Source organism: Pseudomonas sp. AC172 (genome assembly GCF_979258595.1).
This window is the reverse complement of record NZ_OZ409868.1, coordinates 4,431,788-4,450,476: the sequence shown is the minus strand read 5'-3', so window position 1 is coordinate 4,450,476 and position 18,689 is coordinate 4,431,788. Positions and strand designations below refer to the sequence as shown.

Annotated in this window: 18 protein-coding genes; 11 read left to right on the top strand and 7 right to left on the bottom strand. The window is 60.7% G+C overall.

What is annotated here, in order from left to right; all coding sequences use genetic code 11:
* Positions 1-65 precede the first annotated feature (65 nt).
* Both amn and ACZ0A4_RS20065 read left to right on the top strand, forming a co-directional pair.
* Complete coding sequence (amn, locus tag ACZ0A4_RS20070) at positions 66-1,565, top strand: AMP nucleosidase (protein WP_161986511.1); 1,500 nt, start codon at positions 66-68, stop codon at positions 1,563-1,565.
* Positions 1,566-1,638: 73 nt separating this feature from the next.
* Positions 1,639-2,274, top strand: a complete 636-nt coding sequence (locus ACZ0A4_RS20065; RefSeq protein WP_463576123.1) for a pseudouridine synthase — start codon at positions 1,639-1,641, stop codon at positions 2,272-2,274.
* Here ACZ0A4_RS20065 and ACZ0A4_RS20060 read toward each other — a convergent pair.
* Entirely contained in the window at positions 2,269-2,478 is a 210-nt protein-coding gene (locus ACZ0A4_RS20060; protein WP_463576122.1) for a DUF2788 domain-containing protein, read from the bottom strand. The two genes, ACZ0A4_RS20065 and ACZ0A4_RS20060, sit on opposite strands and share 6 nt — an antisense overlap.
* Positions 2,479-2,760: 282 nt before the next feature.
* Entirely contained in the window at positions 2,761-3,240 is a 480-nt protein-coding gene (locus ACZ0A4_RS20055; protein ID WP_008081091.1) for an Lrp/AsnC family transcriptional regulator, read from the bottom strand.
* Positions 3,241-3,691: 451 nt separating this feature from the next.
* Here ACZ0A4_RS20055 and ACZ0A4_RS20050 point away from each other — a divergent pair, with 451 nt between their 5' ends.
* Complete coding sequence (locus ACZ0A4_RS20050) at positions 3,692-4,771, top strand: DUF6515 family protein (protein WP_463576120.1); 1,080 nt, start codon at positions 3,692-3,694, stop codon at positions 4,769-4,771.
* Positions 4,772-4,798: 27 nt separating this feature from the next.
* On the opposite strand, the gene ACZ0A4_RS20045 is transcribed toward ACZ0A4_RS20050, so the two are convergent.
* Together ACZ0A4_RS20045 and ACZ0A4_RS20040 are read right to left on the bottom strand one after the other, a co-directional pair.
* Positions 4,799-5,707, bottom strand: coding sequence for a cation diffusion facilitator family transporter (locus tag ACZ0A4_RS20045; RefSeq protein WP_463576119.1), 909 nt, complete (start codon positions 5,705-5,707; stop codon positions 4,799-4,801).
* A gap of 12 nt (positions 5,708-5,719) precedes the next feature.
* A complete protein-coding gene (locus ACZ0A4_RS20040; RefSeq protein ID WP_463576117.1) occupies positions 5,720-6,139 on the bottom strand; it encodes a polyribonucleotide nucleotidyltransferase in 420 nt (139 codons plus the stop codon).
* A 110-nt stretch (positions 6,140-6,249) separates the two neighbouring features.
* On the opposite strand from ACZ0A4_RS20040, the gene hrpB reads away from it, so the two are divergent.
* Positions 6,250-8,769: an ATP-dependent helicase HrpB gene (gene hrpB, locus ACZ0A4_RS20035; protein ID WP_463576116.1), complete on the top strand. Its 2,520-nt coding sequence runs from the start codon at positions 6,250-6,252 to the stop codon at positions 8,767-8,769.
* Positions 8,770-8,839: 70 nt separating this feature from the next.
* On the opposite strand, the gene ACZ0A4_RS20030 is transcribed toward hrpB, so the two are convergent.
* Positions 8,840-9,754 (bottom strand): LysR substrate-binding domain-containing protein, encoded by a 915-nt coding sequence (locus ACZ0A4_RS20030; RefSeq protein ID WP_463576114.1) that lies wholly within the window; start codon positions 9,752-9,754, stop codon positions 8,840-8,842.
* Between the two features lie 221 nt (positions 9,755-9,975).
* Between ACZ0A4_RS20030 and ACZ0A4_RS20025 the strand changes: the two genes are divergently transcribed.
* The 4 genes from ACZ0A4_RS20025 to ACZ0A4_RS20010 all read left to right on the top strand — a co-directional run bounded on the left by ACZ0A4_RS20025 (position 9,976) and on the right by ACZ0A4_RS20010 (position 14,404).
* Positions 9,976-11,466: an aldehyde dehydrogenase gene (locus tag ACZ0A4_RS20025; protein WP_463576113.1), complete on the top strand. Its 1,491-nt coding sequence runs from the start codon at positions 9,976-9,978 to the stop codon at positions 11,464-11,466.
* A gap of 313 nt (positions 11,467-11,779) precedes the next feature.
* Positions 11,780-12,766, top strand: a complete 987-nt coding sequence (locus ACZ0A4_RS20020) for an ABC transporter substrate-binding protein (RefSeq protein WP_463576111.1) — start codon at positions 11,780-11,782, stop codon at positions 12,764-12,766.
* Between the two features lie 10 nt (positions 12,767-12,776).
* Positions 12,777-13,580: an ABC transporter permease gene (locus ACZ0A4_RS20015; RefSeq protein ID WP_194934882.1), complete on the top strand. Its 804-nt coding sequence runs from the start codon at positions 12,777-12,779 to the stop codon at positions 13,578-13,580.
* Positions 13,568-14,404 (top strand): ABC transporter ATP-binding protein, encoded by an 837-nt coding sequence (locus ACZ0A4_RS20010; protein ID WP_463576110.1) that lies wholly within the window; start codon positions 13,568-13,570, stop codon positions 14,402-14,404. The genes ACZ0A4_RS20015 and ACZ0A4_RS20010 overlap by 13 nt, the downstream gene beginning before the upstream one ends.
* 141 nt (positions 14,405-14,545) lie before the next feature.
* Here ACZ0A4_RS20010 and ACZ0A4_RS20005 read toward each other — a convergent pair whose 3' ends face one another.
* Both ACZ0A4_RS20005 and ACZ0A4_RS20000 read right to left on the bottom strand, forming a co-directional pair.
* Entirely contained in the window at positions 14,546-15,625 is a 1,080-nt protein-coding gene (locus ACZ0A4_RS20005) for an endonuclease/exonuclease/phosphatase family protein (protein WP_463576108.1), read from the bottom strand.
* A gap of 75 nt (positions 15,626-15,700) precedes the next feature.
* Positions 15,701-16,375: a YciC family protein gene (locus ACZ0A4_RS20000; RefSeq protein ID WP_463576107.1), complete on the bottom strand. Its 675-nt coding sequence runs from the start codon at positions 16,373-16,375 to the stop codon at positions 15,701-15,703.
* A 178-nt stretch (positions 16,376-16,553) separates the two neighbouring features.
* Between ACZ0A4_RS20000 and ACZ0A4_RS19995 the strand changes: the two genes are divergently transcribed.
* The 3 genes from ACZ0A4_RS19995 (at position 16,554) to ACZ0A4_RS19985 (ending at position 18,558) form a co-directional block, all read left to right on the top strand.
* Positions 16,554-17,312, top strand: a complete 759-nt coding sequence (locus ACZ0A4_RS19995; RefSeq protein WP_141126635.1) for a DUF2076 domain-containing protein — start codon at positions 16,554-16,556, stop codon at positions 17,310-17,312.
* Positions 17,313-17,450: 138 nt separating this feature from the next.
* A complete protein-coding gene (locus ACZ0A4_RS19990) occupies positions 17,451-17,930 on the top strand; it encodes a LabA-like NYN domain-containing protein (protein ID WP_007949802.1) in 480 nt (159 codons plus the stop codon).
* Positions 17,931-17,952: 22 nt separating this feature from the next.
* Entirely contained in the window at positions 17,953-18,558 is a 606-nt protein-coding gene (locus ACZ0A4_RS19985; RefSeq protein WP_053124223.1) for a 3'-5' exonuclease, read from the top strand.
* The last annotated feature ends 131 nt before the right edge of the window (positions 18,559-18,689 follow it).

The window sequence follows — 18,689 nt, the reverse complement described above, 5'->3', positions numbered from 1 at the left end:
TTCGTCTGAAAGAATTGGGTACACCCACAACGCCACTGTTCCCGTGACGCCACGATGCAGGCAAGATGAAGCTCTGCAAGTCAGAACACAGGAAGCTGATCGTGACCGAAGCGTTTATTGTCGTTCAAACCGCCGAACAAGCCGTGGACCGTCTGGCCGAGCTGCATGAGCGGGCCACCACTGCGCTGAACTCGGCGCTCAAGCGTTACCTCAAGGATCGCGTCGAACCCGACGCTGCGCAGCGTGCTCTGTTTCGTTATCCCGAACTGCGTCTGACCTATCATTGCCAGGGCGAAGTCCCGCAGACCACCCGCGCTTACGCCAAGGTGCAACTGCCGGGCACTTACAGCGTCACCGTCACCCACCCGGCGGCGTTTCGCAAATACCTGCTCGAACAACTTGTGCCGTTGATGCACGACTTCACCGTGACCGTGGAAGTCGGCGTCAGCCAGCAGAACATTCCGTATCCGTATGTGGTCGAGCAGGGCGATGAACTCGCCGGTTCCGGCGTCACCGCTGCCGTGCTGGCGCGGGTGTTCCCGAGTACCGATCTGTCCGCCGCCACCGATGGCATTGCCGACGGTCTCTACGACTGGGAAAACACCGATCCGCTGCCGCTGGCCTTGTTCGACGCCGCGCGCGTGGATTTCTCGCTGCGGCGTCTGGTGCATTACACCGGCAGCGACTGGCGTCATGTGCAGCCGTGGATTCTGCTGACCAACTATCACCGCTACGTCGACCAGTTCATCGTGCATGGTCTGGAGCAACTTCGCAGCGATCCGCGTTTCGTGCGCATGGTCCTGCCGGGCAATGTGATCATCGAGAAAGGCATGGATCACGGCGAAGCGTCGGCGATTGCTGCCGGTGTGGTCTGGCACCGTTACCAGATGCCGGCGTATCACCTGATCGCCAGCGATGGCCACGGCGTGACCCTGGTCAACATCGGCGTCGGCCCGTCCAACGCCAAGAACATCACCGACCACCTGGCGGTGCTGCGTCCGCATTGCTGGCTGATGATCGGCCACTGCGGCGGCCTGCGTCAGTCGCAGACCATCGGCGACTATGTACTGGCCCACGCTTACATGCGTCGCGACGGCATTCTTGACCGCGTGGTGCCGCCGAACATTCCAATCCCGGCCCTGGCCGAAGTGCAAATGGCGCTGCAGCAGGCAGCGGCGAATGTCACCGGCGAGAAGGGTGATGATCTGAAAAAACGCCTGCGCACCGGCACCGTGCTGACCTACGACGACCGTAACTGGGAATTGCGTTGGGCGCAGGAACGGCCATTGATCAACCTGTCCCGCGCCGTGGCGGTGGATATGGAAAGCGGCACGATTGCCGCGCAGGGTTATCGCTTGCGCGTACCGTACGGCACGTTGCTGTGCGTTTCGGATAAACCGCTGCACAGCGAGATCAAGCTGCCGGGTTCGGCCAACGCCTTCTATGAACGCGCGGTCAGTCAGCACTTGAAAATCGGCATCGAAGCGGTGGATCTGCTGCGCACTGAACTCAACTCGCTGCACTCGCGCAAACTGCGCAGCTTCGACGAGCCGCCGTTCCGCTAACGGTTAGTCGTGGTCATTTGGCGGTCGGGGCACTAGCATTGTCAGCCCTGATCGCTAAATGTTTGCTCTCCCTATGTCTCGTCCCCCGCGTCCACCTTCTCGCCGCCCCGGCGTGAAGCCTCAGTTGTCTTCACCGCGCCGTGTTGCCAAGGCACCACCGGCCGAGCCGAAGCTGATCCTGTTCAATAAACCCTTCGATGTGCTCACGCAATTCAGCGACGGCGAAGGGCGGGCGACGCTCAAGGATTACATCGATGTGCCCGGCATCTATCCGGCCGGACGCCTCGATCGTGACAGCGAAGGTCTGTTGCTGCTGACCAACGACGGGCAGTTGCAGGCACGTATCGCCGATCCGAAACACAAACTGGCGAAGACCTATTGGGTGCAGGTCGAAGGCGTGCCGACGGCTGAGCAATTGCAGCGCTTGCGCGAAGGTGTAGAGCTGAACGACGGCATGACCTTGCCCGCCGAGGCGCGGCAACTGGATGAGCCTGAGTTGTGGCCGCGCAATCCGCCGGTGCGCTTTCGCATGACCGTGCCGACTTCGTGGCTGGAGCTGGTGATTCGCGAAGGGCGCAACCGTCAGGTACGGCGCATGACCGCAGCCGTCGGGCTGCCGACGCTGCGGCTGGTGCGGGTGAAGATTGGGGACTGGACGATCGAAGGCCTCGATCAGGGCCAGTGGAAGGAAGTGCCGGCGCGCTTATAAAGCGCCGGACTCGATCAGGCCGATCACTACACTTTTGATGATAAACGCCGCCACGCCCAGGCCTAGCACGAAAAACAGAATGAACGAGCCAAAGCGCCCGGCCTTGGACTTCTTCGCCAGATCCCAGACGATGAAACCCATGAAAATGATCAGGATGCTGACCAGTCCGGTCATCATCCACTCTTCAAATACGGTTGGATCCATTGGGGTTCTCCGGCATGGGCGCGGCTAAAAGGGCGCGGCGAGTATACGCCAAGGTGTGTGGGGTGACATTGATCTGGGTCTGATCCGAAGCCTTTTGCCCTCACCCTAGCCCTCTCCCAGAGGGAGAGGGGACTGATTGGGGGATGTTCAAGGAATACGCCGACCTGAACGTTCTGTTGTGAATCCATAATCGACTCAATCTTTCAGGTCGATGCATGACGCCAGACACCTCGGTCGGCTCCCTCTCCCTCCGGGAGAGGGCTGGGGTGAGGGTGCTTTTGATCAGTTGCGCAGGTGGGTCAGCGGCAGTTCAGTGCTGTTCAACACCTGATTCAACACAAAACTCGACCGCACACTGGTCACCCCTTCAATCCGGGTCAAATGCCCGAGCAACAACTTCTGATAGTGATCCATATCCGGCACCACCACCTTCAACTGGTAATCCGCATCCACTCCCGTCACCAGACTGCACTCCAGCACTTGCGGCAACGTCCGAATCGCCGCTTCGAAATTCTCGAAACGCTCCGGCGTGTGTCGGTCCATACCGATCAGCACATACGCGGTCAGGCTCAGTCCGAGCATCTTGCGATCAAGCAACGCCACCTGACGCGAAATATACCCGTCGTCTTCCAACTGCTTGACCCGACGCGAACACGGGGAGGGCGACAGACCGATGCGCTCGGCCAATTCCTGGTTGGAGATGCGGGCGTCGCGCTGCAATTCCGCCAAAATGCTCAGGTCGTAACGGTCGAGTTTGCTCATCAATCTGTCCTTGGTTGTAACTATTGCGGCGGATTATCTATCCAGGGTTAAAAATTGCGCAAGTGGTGTTTATTTCAGCAATCTTCGCAATCCTCTGTCGCGGTCTCAGGCCTATTCTTATCACCAGAATCACTGCTCGGTAACACAGTCCACGCGGCCCGCCCTATCCGGCCTGCCGCGGCCGCCACCCCCACCGGGGTTGTGCCGGCCCCCGAGCTGCACACTGTCCAGAAGACGGCGTGAGGTGAGCCGACGTCAAAAGCGTCGAGCCAGGACGAAGTTCTCTAGAAGGGAGGCCGACGGGTCTCCCTTTTTTCTTGCCTGCGATTTATGCCGTCGTGCTCAATAAATAAGTTGCGTGACTGATAACCTGTTGCAGAACCCGGTGTGTGTCTTCCCGGTCTTAGTGACAAGTCCTCTTACATTTGCAGGCCCCGCAGTGAGAAAAAGCATGAAGTCGCGCATCTGGCGTCTGGCCGGTGTTGGTTTGCTGTGCGTGAGTGTCAGTGCGCAAGCGCTTGCCGATGAGCCGCAGAATCGTGGACCGGATGGCGGCGGCCACGGCCCGGACCATCAGGGCAATAATCAGGGCCATGGCGGCAACAATCAGCCGCGCCCGCAGAGCAATCCATCGCAGAATCAGCCGCAACAGAATCAGCCGCGTCCGCAGAACAACGAGATTATTCGTGGCGACAACAGCCGCCAGTTCGAGCACAACGGTCAGCAGCACAACAACAATAACGGCCAGTGGCAAAACCACGATCAGAACCGTCCGGCTTACAACCCCAACCCGGTGCGCCAGCCGCCACCGCCACCACAACTGCCGGCCAATAGCCTGCCGATCCAGTCGCGGCCCGACACTGTGCGCCAGACCCAGGAGCCGCGTCAGGGTTACTACCGCGATGAGCGTCCGCAAAACGGTTACCACAACCAGCAATGGCAAACCGGTAACCGGCCCAACGACAATCGCTGGCCGGGGCGTCCGGACGGACACGGCAACGGTTGGGGCCCGGGCCCGCAGTATCGTCCGGGGCATGTGATCGACCGTTTCCCGGATCGCGATTACCGTGTGCCGTATCGCGGGCAGGATTACTTCTTCTCCGGCGGCTATTGGTATCGCCCGCAAGGCCCGCGCTACATCGTTGTGCAACCGCCGCGCGGGATCCGCATCCAGTATTTGCCGGATTACGCCCGTGAAGTGTGGATCGGTGGTTCGCTGCTGTTCCTTGCCGCCGGTTCCTACTACGCCTATCAGGAAGCGACCCAGGATTACGTGGTGGTCGAGCCGCCGGTGCAGCAACAGCCGCAGCCGCAGCCGCAATCCCAAGGCTATGACGTCGAAGCGTATCCGGCCAATGGCCAGTCGCCGGAGCAGGTGCAGCAGGACGGTTACCAGTGCTACCAGTACGCCGTGCAGCAAAGCGGTTTCGACCCGCGCACCGCGACCTATCAACCGGCGCCCGAAGTGGTTCAGGCGTACCGTCAGGCTCAGGGCAATTGCCTGAGCAGTCGCGGTTATCAAGTCAGATAGAAGCAGCTGCGAGCTGCGAGTTTTGAGCTACAAGCTTGAAGCTTGATGCTCGCGGCTTGTAGCTGCTTTTATCGGGTCGGCGTGCACCAGCACTTCGGCTCGCGGGTAGGCTTTGTGGATGGCATCGGCGGCTTGGTCGCTGATGCCGTGGGCCACTGACAAGGTCAACTCCCCCGGCAATTCCAGGTGCAACTGCACGAACCAGTGGTTGCCGGAAATCCGCGTGCGCAAGTCATGCGCGCCCAACACCCCCGGTACACTGCAGGCCAGTTCGAGCATGTGCTGACTGACATCCGCCGGCAGTTCTTCATCCATCAACACCGAAAAACTTTCCCGGGCGATCTGGATCGCGCTCCACAAAATGTACGCAGCAATGCCCAGGCCGAACCACGCATCCAGTTGCTCAAAACCAAACCCGGCCAAAATCAGCGCAATCAGAATGCTGCCGTTGAGCAGCATGTCCGAGCGATAGTGCAGCGAGTCCGCGCGCACGGCGTTGGACCCGGTCTGCTTGATCACCCGATGCTGCAACACCAGCAACGCCGCCGTCAGCAGCAACGAAAACACGATGACGCCAATGCTCAGCCACGGCGCGCCCAGCGGCTGCGGATCATGCAATCGCTCGTACGCCTGAAACGCGATCAGCACCGCGCTGCCGCCAATGAACAGCGCCTGCGCCATGCCCGCCAGCGATTCCGCCTTGCCATGGCCATAACGGTGATCGTCATCCGCCGGGCGCAGTGCGTAATGCACCGCCAGCAAATTGAGCATCGAAGTGACGCCATCCAGCGCCGAGTCGGTGAGGCCGGCGAGCATGCTCACCGAGCCGCTCAGCCACCAGGCGATGGCTTTGGCGACGATCAGCGTGCACGCGACCGCCACCGAGGCGCGGGTCGCCAGCCGTAGCAGGCGAGCGTGTTCGGGGCTGGATGTCATTGAACTTCCTTTTTAGGCGGCGGGTTGCAGGCCGAACATCGCCAGTTGCTGGGTACTGCCCTTGTGTTGAATCAGGCGCGGATCATCCAGAGGGAAATCCTTGCCCAGCTCGCTCTCGAGAATAGCCTGCAGCTTGTGGTTATCGACCTGACCGTCCGGGCCGATGGCTTGCTTGAGTCTGGCCGGATCGATCTGCGCGGTGTGGCCCGGTTCGAAATAGATCGCGCCGGTGGCGAAGTCGACGGCAAACGCGATCAGGCCGGGAATGATGTAGAACAGCAGGCCCACGGCGTCGAGCACAGCAATCGCCGGGTCGATTTTGCCGTCGATCTGACCGCGCCGGTCCGGGTAGAAAATCGAACCGCACGCGGTGATTTGCGTGAACAGGGTAGCGACCAGTACACCGCCGATCAGGCGAAAAGGTAAGCGCATGGGAAAATCTCCTGAGTCATCTGATAACGAAGCTTCGTCTTGTGAAGTTAAGACCCCGACGAACGCCAGGCAGTTCGCCGTTATACTCGGCCCTCTGTTTGGGAGCCAGCATGAATTCTTTGCCAATCGATGAAGTTTTACCCGCCCTGCGTGAAGCCTTGGCGACGCGCCACGAAGCCGTGCTCGAAGCACCGCCCGGCGCCGGTAAGACCACCCGCGTGCCATTGGCCTTGCTCAATGAAGCGTGGCTGGCCGGGCAGACCATTCTGATGCTTGAACCGCGCCGCCTGGCCGCGCGTGCAGCAGCGGAGCGCTTAGCCAGCGAGTTGGGCGAGAGGGTCGGTGAAACCGTTGGTTATCGTATTCGTCTCGACAGCAAGGTTGGCCCCAATACACGTATCGAAGTGGTGACCGAAGGCATTCTCACCCGGCGCTTGCAGGACGACCCGGCGCTGGAAGGCGTCGGCTTGTTGATCTTCGACGAATTCCACGAACGCAGCCTCGATGCTGATCTGGCATTGGCCTTAAGTCTGAACGGTCGTGAGCTGTTTCGAGCTGAACAGCCGCTGAAGATTCTGCTGATGTCGGCCACGCTGGAAGGCGAGCGCCTGGCCGGGTTGCTGGACGATGCGCCGATCCTGCGCAGCGAAGGCCGCATGTACCCGGTGACGATGCGCTGGGGCCGACCGTTTCAGCCCGGCGAATACATCGATCAACGCGTCACGCAAACCGTGCTCGAAGCGCTGCACGATGAAACCGGCAGCCTGTTGGTGTTCCTGCCGGGGCAGGCGGAAATCCGTCGCGTCCACCAGCAATTGGCCGATGCGATCGGTGAGCGCAGCGATGTGTTGCTCTGCCCGTTGCACGGTGAACTCGACCTTAATGCCCAGCGCGCGGCGATCGATCCCGCGCCGGTCGGTCAGCGCAAAGTGGTGCTGGCGACCAACATCGCCGAAACCAGTTTGACCATCAATGGCGTGCGCGTCGTCATCGACGCCGGTCTGGCGCGGGTGCCGCGTTTCGATCCCGGCAGCGGCATGACGCGCCTCGATACCCAGCGGATTTCCAAGGCCAGCGCCACCCAGCGGGCGGGTCGGGCCGGGCGACTGGAGTCGGGGGTTTGTTATCGCTTGTGGTCGCAGGATCAGCACGAACAGCTCGCGGCTTATGGCAGTGCGGAAATTCTCTCGGCGGATCTCGCCAGCCTCGCGCTGCAACTGGGGCGCTGGGGCGTGACGCCGGGCGAACTGGTCTGGCTCGATGTTCCGCCGGCGGCAGCTTATGCCCAGGCGCAGGATTTGTTGCAACGGCTCGGCGCGCTGGTAGGTGAAACGCTGACAACTCACGGTCAGGCCATGGCCGAATTGCCGGCGCATCCGCGCATCGGTCATTTGTTGTTACGCGGTCAGGCGTTGGGGCTGGCGAACATGGCGTGCGATGTCGCCGCGTTGCTCGGCGAGCGCGATATCTTGCGCGGTGCCGGGGCTGATCTGCACAGTCGGCTGGTGCTGCTTTCCGGCGAAGAACGTGCCGCCCGTGGTGCGCAGGGCGGGGTGCAGCGCGCTAAGCAATTGGCGCGGCAATATCGCGGTTACCTGCGTGGCAAGGCCAGCGAGCCGGTCAGCGATCCCGATCATCCGCGCTGGCTCGGTGCGTTGCTGGCGCTGGCGTATCCGGATCGCGTCGCCCAGCAGCGGCGTGTCGGTGGCGCTGAATATCGTCTGGCCAACGGTCGCGCGGCATTGTTCGCCGAGGCCGACAGCCTGATGAAAGAGCCGTGGATCGTCATCGCCGACCTCGGTAGCCGTCAGGGCCAGCGCGAAGAACGCATTTATCTGGCGGCGGATTTTGATCCGGCGCTGTTTGATTCCGTGCTCGCCGAACAGGTGCGCAACGTCGATCAACTCGACTGGGACGAGCGCGAAGGCGTGCTGCGCGCCGAGCGCCAGCGCAAGGTTGGCGAGCTGATTCTCAGCCGCGAGCCGCTGACCGGTCTCGACGAAAATGCGCGCAGTCAGGCGCTGGTCAATCTGGTGCGGCGCAAAGGTCTGGAACTGCTGCCATGGACGCCGGAACTACGGCAGTGGCAGGCGCGGGTGGCGTTGTTACGGCAGTTGGAATTGAACAATCAGGATGACAGCCAGTGGCCGGATGTCAGCGACGCGACGTTACTCAACACCCTCGAAAATTGGCTGATGCCGTATCTCGGCAAGGTCTCGCGGCTCAGTCATTTTGCCAATCTCGATCTGTCGAGCATTGTGCGCAATCTGCTGCCATGGCCGTTGCCGCAAAAGCTCGATGAGCTCGCGCCACATCATTTGAGCGTGCCGTCGGGGTCGTCGATTCGTCTGGACTACAGCGAGTTTCCACCGATTCTCGCAGTGCGTTTGCAGGAGCTGTTCGGGCTGGCGGATACACCGCGAATTGCCGGCGGGCGGCAAGTGGTCAAATTGCATCTGCTATCGCCAGCGCGGCGACCGGTGCAGGTGACGCAGGACCTGGCCAACTTCTGGCGCAGCACCTACGCCGAGGTGAAGAAGGATTTGAAGGGGCGCTATCCGAAGCATTACTGGCCGGATGATCCATTGGTGGCCGAGGCCACGGCGCGGGCCAAACCGCGTGGCACCTGAAGATCAAGAGATCGCAGCCTTCGGCAGCTCCCACAGGTTTTCGCGGCATGATCCGAAAGCTGTGATCTGTTTAGTGGTGAGTCTTGGCCGTCAGTTGTTCGCGGCAATAATCGGCGAACAACTGCGCCGGTTTGGTCAACTGCCCGCGTTTGAGCCAGGCTGCCACCAGGCCTGAACCGGTGACCTCTTCGACGATGTCCACGCACACGACTTTCTTGCCATCGTAGGTGCATTCCGAATGGGGTTTTGTCACCAGAATCGAGAAGCCGAAACCCTGGCCGACCATCCCGCGCACCATCTCGATCGACGGCGAGCTGAACTCGATACGCGGCGTTAATCCAAGCTCTTCAAACAGGCTGACGAAGTAGGTCCGGCTCGGCTGCACATCGAGCAAGATCATCGGGTCCAGACACAGATCTCTTAGCGAAACCTGTTTGTACTGGGCGAAACGGTGGTCCGCCGGCAATAGCGCGTAGGGCCGTTGCGCTGGCATCAGCGGTTCGGTCTGGATGGTAGCGTCGAGGTCATGTTCATAAAGGATCACCAGGTCGAACGCGCCTGACGTCAGGCCTTGCACCAGCTCTTGTTGTTCACCGTCGCGAATGCGGATTTTTACCCCGGGATAAAGCGCCGAGAACCCGGCGATCAACTGCGGCAAGTACAGCGGCGCGACCGTTTCGAAGCAGCCGATATCGATCTGCCCGGCAACCACGTCATTGTCGGCCAAAGCGTTCTGTTCGAACTCCTTGGCCATGCGCAGCAGTTCCTGAGCCTTGCGCAAGAAGCGTGCGCCGCTCGGTGTGAGGGAAACCCCTTGGGCGTGATGGCGGATCAGCAGTTGCACGGCGAAGCTGTCTTCCAGCGCCTTGATCGCGGTGGAGATCGCCGGTTGCGCGATGTACAGCTTGCGCGAGGCCTCGGCAACGCTGCCGCATTCGACGGTGGTGATAAAGTATTTCAGCTGACGCAAATTGTAGGCGGCCACGGCAAACCTCAGGACGAGCGGACTCGACTTCCAAGCAATTTGTGCGCCGCCACGTCCGTTGCACGACGATGTTTTTATCCTTCAACCATAGCCACCTGCGCGGCGTTTGGGGGAAGTCATTGCCCAGTGTTTTTATTGCCTGCGAAGACATTTTTACTATTTTTAGCCCGCGCGGGCCTGAGCGACCATCGATTCACAATAACGTCTCAGGAGCATCCGTCGTGTTCGAGCTTGCAGAGTGGCAACGCCGCGCCGTTGCGTTGAAATTTCCCGATCAAGCCGTGATCGACGGCAGACATTGCGCTGCCCAATCGGGGCAGACTTTTGCTGCGATCAACCCGGCGACCGGGCAATGTCTGGCCAACGTCGCCGCGTGTGGCGAGGCGGATGTCGACGTCGCCGTGAGTAATGCTCGGCAGGTATTCGAGACGGGCATCTGGTCGCAACGCGCACCTGCCGAGCGCAAGCAAGTGCTGCTGCGCCTGGCCGATCTGTTGATGACCCATCGCGAAGAACTGGCCTTGCTTGATTCGCTGAACATGGGCAAACCGGTGATGGACGCCTACAACATCGACGTGCCGGGCGCCGCCGTGGTATTCCGTTGGTACGCCGAAGCGATCGACAAGCTCTACGATCAAGTCGCGCCGAGTGCACCGAATGTGTTGGCGACGATTACTCGCGAAGCGCTCGGTGTGGTTGCGGCGGTGGTGCCGTGGAATTTCCCTCTGGACATGGCTGCATGGAAGCTCGCGCCGGCGTTGGCGGCGGGTAATTCAGTGATCCTCAAACCGGCCGAGCAGTCACCGTTTTCGGCGTTGCGTCTGGCCGAGCTGGCGCTAGAGGCAGGGCTGCCGCCGGGTGTGCTGAACGTATTGCCGGGGCTTGGCGAACAGACGGGCAGGGCGTTGGGTTTGCATGCGGATGTTGATTGTCTGGTGTTCACCGGCTCGACCCAGGTCGGCAAATATTTCATGGAATATTCCGCGCAGTCGAACCTCAAGCAGGTGTGGCTGGAATGCGGCGGCAAGAGCGCCAATCTGGTGTTCGCCGATTGTCAGGATCTGGACCTGGCGGCGGAAAAGGCCGCGTTCGGAATCTTCTTCAATCAGGGCGAAGTCTGCTCGGCCAACTCGCGGTTGCTGGTGGAACGCTCGATTCATGATGAGTTTGTCGAGCGCTTGAAAGCGCAGGCTGAACGCTGGTTGCCGGGGGATCCGCTGGACCCGCAGAGCTGCGCTGGCGCGATTGTCGATGACAAGCAGACGGCGAGCATCATGCGCTTTATTCGCAGTGCCGAGCAGTCAGGCGCGACGCGGGTTTGTGGTGGTGAGCAGCGGCGCTTCAACGGTTCCGACAACTTCATTGATCCGACGATTTTCATCGGTGTAACCGCCGACATGCCGCTGTTTCGCGAAGAGGTTTTTGGACCAGTGCTGGCGGTGATGCCGTTCGATGATGAAGCCGAGGCGATAAGGCTGGCCAATGACAGCGTGTATGGACTGGCGGCGTCGTTGTGGACCGATGACCTCAACCGCGCACACCGCGTGGCGCGGCAGTTGCGCGCGGGTACGGTGTCGGTCAACACGGTGGATGCGCTGGATGTGACGGTGCCTTTCGGCGGCGGCAAGCAATCGGGTTTTGGCCGGGATCTGTCATTGCATTCATTCGACAAATACACCCAGCTGAAAACTACCTGGTTCCAGTTGCGCTGAGACCGAGTCGCCCCCTTCGCGAGCTTGCTCGCGAAGGGGGCGAGTCAGTCACAGCCCACCCCCGCTCTGCACCCTCCTTGAGCATCCCCGCCAACCCCGCCCTTTAGCAGTGCGCACTACCCAGTTTTTTCATCATTTGCAGCCAACAATTTCCTGATTTTCCTCACCGCGCACATGGGCCACCATCGATCTTGCCCGCCAGCCGAATGTTGTCCGCCCAAGCGTCCGCGAGAGACCAATGGCAGCAACTGCACAACGGCCGGCGACCGTACTGCCCATGACAAAACTAAATCAACAGCGTCGGGAGTGCTCCATGACCAAGTCCTTGTGTATTCGTCTTACTCAGCCACTGGCAATCACCGCCCTGGCGGCCACGGTCGCGACCAGCGTCCAGGCCGGCACCCTGTCCATCGGCCACACCACGTGGGTCGGCTACGGCACCCTCTATCTGGCTCAGGATCTGGGCTACTTCAAGGAAAACGGCCTGACCGTTGAACTGCCGGTGGTTGAAGAAGCATCGATGTACATGGCCGCGCAGGCGTCCGGGCAATTGTCCGGTTCGGCGTCGACCATCGATGAGGTGCTCAAGTACCGCCCGCAGTTCTGCTTCAAAGCGGTCGCGGCGCTGGATGACAGCCATGGCGGCGATGGTGTGCTGGTCGGTAAAGAGGTGAAGAACCTGCAGGACCTCAAGGGCAAATCCGTGGCGGTCAACGAGGGTTCAACCTCACAGTTCTGGCTCTCGTACCTGCTGAAAAAGAACGGTATGAGCATGAGCGACATCACCGTGCAGAACATGACCGCTGACGATGCCGCCACCGCGTTCATCGCCGGTCGCGTGCCCGCCGCCGTGACCTGGGAACCGCACCTGTCGATGGTGCGCGACAAGCAGCAAGGCAAAGTGCTGATCGACAGCAGCAGCACCCCCGGGGTGATTGTCGATGTGGTCGCGCTCAATTGCACGGTTATCGAGAAGCAGCCGGAAGACGTCAAGGCGCTGGTCGCCGGTTTGTACAAAGCCGTGCAATACACCAAGGATCACCCGGAAGACGCTTACAAGATCATGGCCAAAGGCGTTGGCGGTTACCTGTCCGATCCGAAGGAACTCGCCGCCGCCGCACAAGGCGTGCGTTTCTACGATCAGGCCATGAGCGAAAAACTCCTTGGCTCGCCGGGCAAACCGGGCGACAGCGCGGCGCTGATCAAACTGGCCAACGAAACCGCCAGCGAATTGCAGGGCAAACCTTACAACGTCAGCAACGACGAACTGGTCGACAACCGTTTCGTCAGCCCGCTCTAGGAGGTTTGCCATGTTCAAGCGCAATTCGTGGCTGAGCCGCAGCCTCACGCCAAAAACCGCGTTGCCGGTGCAAGTGGTGTGGAGCGCCAGTGGTCTGGCCTGGGTGTTGTTGGTCGGCCTGTGGGCCGGGCTTTCTTACGGCGGTATCGTGCCGGGCATGTTCCTGCCGACACCGGGCGCGGTGGTTGAAGCCGCCGTGCGACTGAGCCGCGACGGCACACTTGGCACCCATGTGTGGGCCAGCGTCGAAGTGGTCATGGTCGGTTTCATTGTCTCGTCGCTGGTGGCGGTGCCGTTGGGGTTGCTGATGGGCAGCTTCCGCATCGTCCAGGCGTTCCTTGAACCGCTGGTGAACTTCATCCGCTATCTGCCGGTGACCTCGTTCGTGCCGCTGTTCATTTTGTGGATCGGCATCGGTCTGGAGCAGCGCGTGTCGGTGATCATCTTCGGCGTGTTCTTTCAGCAACTGGTGATGATCGCTGACGTGTCGAAGGGTATTTCCAAAGATCTGATCAACGCCTCTTACACCTTGGGTTCCAACCGCCGCGATGCGGTGTTGCACGTGATCGCACCGGCCTCGGTACCTGGTGTCCTCGACACTTTGCGGGTGACCATGGGCTGGGCCTGGACGTATCTGGTGGTGGCTGAACTGGTCGCGGCTTCCAGCGGTTTGGGTTACCTGAGCCTGAAGGCCATGCGCGGTTTTCAGGTCGACGTGATTTTTCTCGCCATCGCGATCATCGGCCTGCTCGGTCTGGTCACCGATCAACTGTTCCGTTTTCTCCGCCTGAGGGTTGCCGCATGGGCTCAGTGACTGCTGCCAATCATCGTTTCATCGAACCTGTCGCGACCCCGGCGCAGGCCGCACCGCGCTTGCAGGTGGACAAGGTCAGCCTGCGTTACAAGAAGCCTGACGGAGGAACGTTTACCGCGTTGGAACAGGTGTCGTTCGAAGTGCCGGATCAGCAGTTCGCGGTGCTGGTCGGGCCATCGGGTTGCGGCAAGTCGAGCCTGTTGTACCTGACCGCAGGCCTGGCCGAGCCGACCTCCGGCGAGATCTACGTCGGCGGCCAGCAAGTACAGGGTCCCGGCGCGGATCGCGGCATGGTCTTTCAGAGCTACACGCTGTTCCCGTGGCTGACGGTGCGCCAGAACGTCGAGTTCGGCCTCAAGCGCCGGGGCATGCCGGCGGTGCGGCGCAAGGAAATCGTCGATTATTACGTCAACGAAGTCGGTCTCGCCGGGTTCGCCGACAACTACGCCAAGCAGCTGTCGGGCGGGATGATGCAGCGTGTGGCGATTGCGCGGGCACTGGCCAATGATCCACAGATTCTGCTGATGGACGAACCGTTCGGCGCCCTCGACAGCCAGACACGGCTGCAGATGCAACAGTTGTTGCTGCGGGTCTGGGGCAACAGCAAGAAAACCGTTTTGTTCGTCACCCATGACATCGACGAAGCGATTCTGCTCGGCGACCGGGTCTATGTGATGGGCGCGAAACCCGGGCGGATCAAACAGATTCTCGACGTGCCGATCGAACGCCCGCGCTCGCTGGACATGGTCATGGAGCGCTCGTTTATCGACATGAAACGGCAGATCTTCGGCCTGCTGCACGACGACCTCGAAGAAGTCCACTGATCCCCGGTTATCCACAAACCCTGTGGGAGCTGGCTTGCCAGCGATGAGGCCAGCACAGTCGATATTAATGTTGACTGATCCACCGCTATCGCTGGCAAGCCAGCTCCCACAGGGATCTCTGGTATTCAGAAGATTGGTGATCTAAGGCGTGGCGGGGAGAAGGAAGCGGGCGATTACTGGCAAGTGATCGGAGATGCGCAGGGTATCGTCCTGGCGAACCATCGCTTCCACGCGTTTGATTTTCGGGCTGTAGAACAGGTAATCCACTGTGCGATCCGGACCATTCAGGCCGGGGTCGTTGGGGTAGTGGGTCAGCCACTGCGCACGGTCGATACCGCTGGCTTCGTTGTTGGTCGGGATCATCGGGTACTTGTCCCACAGCAGATGCAGTTCGCTGTCGGCTGAGTAGGGCGTGCGTTGTTCGGCGGACAAACGGCGATACTGACCAAGCGGTAACAGATTGAAGTCGCCGCCGATCAACCACGGCAGGCCCTGACTTTCGTACTTGTCGAGCACTTTGGCCACGGCGCTCACTTGCGCCTGCAACGTGTCGTCGGGTTGCCTGGCACGCTCGAGATGGGTATTGAATACGGTCAATTGTCCGCCATCGCTCAGCGGCAGTTTGGTCGCGAGCAACGCATCTTTTGGCTGGAACTGGCGGCTGATGAAGTTGGCTGAGGCGACCGGCAATTGCAGGCGCTCGGCGTGTTCGATGCGGTAGCGGCTCAGGGTCGCCAGTTGTCGCCCGACGCTGCCGAAAATATGCGAGTCGGGGACGAATTCGGCTTTCCAGTCAAACGCGCTGGCGCTGCACGGATACAGGTCGGCAACGCGTTCCTGCAATAACTTCAGTTGATCCTGATAGTCACTGGCCTTGGCGCCGTCATCCAGTTCCTGCAATAGCACCACATCAGGCTGCTCATCGCGGATCACCCGCGCCACTTCATCGAGGCTGAAGGCCATGTCTTCCAGGGTCGGTGCTTCATCGTTGCCCTGGGCCAGATCATTCCAGAACACGTAGCGTTTGCCGGCCAGGTATTGCACGTTCCAGGTCATGACTTTCAGCGCCTGGCCCGGCACCAGCGACGGTGGCGTCCCCGTGCAACTGACCGGCAGGGTCTCGCGGGCGTCGGGGCGCCAGGTCAGGCTGAAGATCAGCGCGCCGATCAGCACGAGGACGAGCACGGCAAGTAGCAGGGTGTAGCGCAGTAGACGGGTCATGGCTCGGCTTATAGCGTTACAGAAAGTGGCCCCGAGCATACCTGACGGCCGTCTCGAAGCCCAAGCGCAGTGCTGTCAGATCGCTCTGTCACGTTTGTCAGGCAATTCGCTGATCAGCATGAACAGGCGGAACAACACCACACTGGTGAACAGTTGCAGGAAGCTGTGAGCACTGTCGATCAGTATCGCGATCAGCGGGTTTTGCGGCTCGGGGTACACCGCCAGCGTCGCGCCTTTGAGCAACCACAGCGGCGTCATCACACAGAGAATGCACAGCAGGATTCGCCAGAAGTGCCCACGGGTCAGGCGCAGGCTTTCTTTCATTGCCTGCAAGGGGCCCATGCCGCGCAGCACCAGCAGGTATTCGCCGAACGCGAGCATCACCATCAACATCAGGCCCGGCAAGAAGTACAGCGACAGGCCCAACAAAATCAACAAGGTGTTCAGCGCCGTAAGCAAAGCGAAACGTGGCCACAGGGTCGCGGCCATTGCCAGCAGATCACGGTTGCGCGGCGTCTCGCCACGGCTGCGCGCATCGAGGAAGAGGATCAGCGCCGCGGTGTACAGCGGATACACCAGCAGACCAACGACGATGCTGATCGCCGAGATGTTTTCCGGCCCGCTGGCACGATCGACCACTTGTTGTAAAAACGCTTCGAAAATCACCAGCGGCAGGCACAACCGCACGATGCTGCCCAAATGGCGTTTGAAAAAATACAGAGAGTCGCGCAGTACTTCGAGGGCATTCATCAGTCGGTATCGCAGGTCGAAAACAGTGACTCACTTTAACCGATGATGGCTGGCGCGACACAAACGTAAACATTCGGTAAAGGTCATTGAAACGTTTTGTCACCGTCTCCATTACAGGAGAGCACCTCGGCCAACGTGGACGAGGGCAATGTTATCCCCGGCAATCTACGAGGTCGCCATGAACAGCGAAGAGCAAACCCTGATCGATGGACTGTTTTCCCGGCTGCAACAGGCCGAAACGGAGGCAGCCCCGCGCGATGCCCAGGCAGAGACGCGGATCAAGGAACACCTGACCCGCCAGCCGGCGGCAGGTTATTTCATGACCCAGGCGATTCTGGTGCAAGAGGCGGCGCTCAAGAGCCTCGACGAGCAGAACAAGCAACTGACTCAACAGGTCCAGCAGTTGCAAGCCGAGTTGCAAGCGGCCAAGGCGCAGAGTGCCGCACCGGCGCCGAGCGGTGGTGGCGGTTTCCTCTCGAGCATCTTCGGCGGTAGTCCGCGTCCGGCGCCGACCCAGAGTGCCGCCCCGGCGTCCACTGGCGGTTGGCGTGAGCCGGCACCGCAGCAGAATTATGCGGCCCCGGCGCCACAACAGAACTTCGGCGCGCCGCCGCCTAACTATGCGCAACAAGCCGCTCCGGCAGCCGGTAGCAGTTTCCTCGGCGGCGCCCTGAAAACCGCCGCCGGTGTGGCCGGTGGCGTGATGCTGGCGCAGGGCATCAGCAGCCTGTTCCATCACAACCAGCAGCCGGAAGAAATCGTTGAGGTGATCAAGGAAGAGCCGGCACAGGTCGCCGACCAGAGCAACAACGGCTGGGGCGATGATCAGCGTGTGGCCGATAACGGTTTCTCTGGCAATGACCAGGGCGGGTTCACCGACACCGACTACAGCGACGACAACTCATCGTTCTTTGATGACGACGATTCCTTCGTCTGATTCACCATTCGTCCGGAGCCCCTGAGGGCTCCGGGCCGATTATTCGCGGAACCCTCCTGATGGCTGGCATACTGAGCGCCTTTTTCGGGCCTGGCGCCTGATCCCGCTTCGTGCGCTTGCGCGCCCACAGGAACTCCGGTGAAAAAAATCGCAGTGTTCGCCGACGTGCAGAATCTCTACTACACCGTGCGTCAGGCCTATGGTTGTCACTTCAACTACGCCGCATTGTGGGCCGACATCAGCAAGGACGGGCAGATCGTCGAGGCCTATGCCTACGCGATCGATCGGGGCGACAGCAAGCAGCAGCAGTTCCAGCAGATCCTGCGCAACCTCGGCTTCACCGTGAAGCTCAAACCCTACATCCAGCGCAGCGACGGCTCGGCCAAGGGCGACTGGGACGTGGGCATCACCCTCGACATCATGGACGCCGCCGACCACGTCGATGAAATCGTCCTGGCTTCCGGTGACGGCGATTTCGACATGCTGCTGGAGCGCATCATCAGCAAACACGGCGTGCAGGCAGTCGCCTATGGCGTGCCGGGCCTCACCGCCAACTCGCTGATCCGCGCCGCCAGCCGTTACGTGCCGATCGAAGGCGCACTGTTGCTCAAGAATTGATTTGAACGGAGTTGAACCCGGTTTGGAACGCATTGCAGTCATCGACTTTGAAACCACCGGCCTCTCGCCGAACAGCAGCTGTCGCGCCACGGAAATCGCCGTGGTCATGCTGGAAAACGGCCGCATCGTCGAGCGTTACCAGAGCCTGATGAACGCCGGCGTGCGCGTCCCTGCGTTCATCGAACAACTGACCGGCATCAGCAACGCCATGCTGCGCACCGCACCGCCGGCCGAGCAGGTGATGAACGAGGTCAACGAGTTTGTCGGCTGCACACCACTGGTGGCGCACAACGCCTCGTTCGACCAGAAGTTCTGGGACTTTGAACTGGGGCGGATCAAGCGCACGCGGTTGCAGAATTTTGCCTGCTCGTTGCTGCTGGCGCGGAGGCTGATGCCGGCGGCGCCGAATCACAAGCTCGGTACGCTGACCACGTTTGCGCGTTTGCCGCACACGGGGCAGGCTCACCGGGCCATGGCCGATGCCGAGATGGCCGCCAACCTGATGGCGCATCTGGCAGAGGAGTTGCGCGGCAAGCACGGCGTGCGCGAGCTGTCGCACGACCTGCTGTGCAAATTGCAGAAAGTCCCCGCCGCGAAAGTCAGCGAGCACCTGCAACGCTACCGCTGACCTGAGTCAAGTACAAACCCCTGTGGGAGCGAGCCTGCTCGCGAAAGCGGTGTATCAGACAACATCAATGTTGAATGAAAAACCGTATTCGCGAGCAGGCTCGCTCCCACATTGGTTCGGTGTCGGCTTTT

What these genes read in the sequence shown, in the direction of transcription:
- amn (WP_161986511.1), top strand. Translation starts at nt 66, where the DNA reads ATGAAGCTCTGCAAGTCAGAACACAGGAAGCTGATCGTGACCGAAGCG.
- ACZ0A4_RS20065 (WP_463576123.1), top strand. Translation starts at nt 1,639, where the DNA reads ATGTCTCGTCCCCCGCGTCCACCTTCTCGCCGCCCCGGCGTGAAGCCT.
- ACZ0A4_RS20060 (WP_463576122.1), bottom strand. Translation starts at nt 2,478, where the DNA reads ATGGATCCAACCGTATTTGAAGAGTGGATGATGACCGGACTGGTCAGC.
- ACZ0A4_RS20055 (WP_008081091.1), bottom strand. Translation starts at nt 3,240, where the DNA reads ATGAGCAAACTCGACCGTTACGACCTGAGCATTTTGGCGGAATTGCAG.
- ACZ0A4_RS20050 (WP_463576120.1), top strand. Translation starts at nt 3,692, where the DNA reads ATGAAGTCGCGCATCTGGCGTCTGGCCGGTGTTGGTTTGCTGTGCGTG.
- ACZ0A4_RS20045 (WP_463576119.1), bottom strand. Translation starts at nt 5,707, where the DNA reads ATGACATCCAGCCCCGAACACGCTCGCCTGCTACGGCTGGCGACCCGC.
- ACZ0A4_RS20040 (WP_463576117.1), bottom strand. Translation starts at nt 6,139, where the DNA reads ATGCGCTTACCTTTTCGCCTGATCGGCGGTGTACTGGTCGCTACCCTG.
- hrpB (WP_463576116.1), top strand. Translation starts at nt 6,250, where the DNA reads ATGAATTCTTTGCCAATCGATGAAGTTTTACCCGCCCTGCGTGAAGCC.
- ACZ0A4_RS20020 (WP_463576111.1), top strand. Translation starts at nt 11,780, where the DNA reads ATGACCAAGTCCTTGTGTATTCGTCTTACTCAGCCACTGGCAATCACC.
- ACZ0A4_RS20015 (WP_194934882.1), top strand. Translation starts at nt 12,777, where the DNA reads ATGTTCAAGCGCAATTCGTGGCTGAGCCGCAGCCTCACGCCAAAAACC.
- ACZ0A4_RS20010 (WP_463576110.1), top strand. Translation starts at nt 13,568, where the DNA reads ATGGGCTCAGTGACTGCTGCCAATCATCGTTTCATCGAACCTGTCGCG.
- ACZ0A4_RS20005 (WP_463576108.1), bottom strand. Translation starts at nt 15,625, where the DNA reads ATGACCCGTCTACTGCGCTACACCCTGCTACTTGCCGTGCTCGTCCTC.
- ACZ0A4_RS20000 (WP_463576107.1), bottom strand. Translation starts at nt 16,375, where the DNA reads ATGAATGCCCTCGAAGTACTGCGCGACTCTCTGTATTTTTTCAAACGC.
- ACZ0A4_RS19995 (WP_141126635.1), top strand. Translation starts at nt 16,554, where the DNA reads ATGAACAGCGAAGAGCAAACCCTGATCGATGGACTGTTTTCCCGGCTG.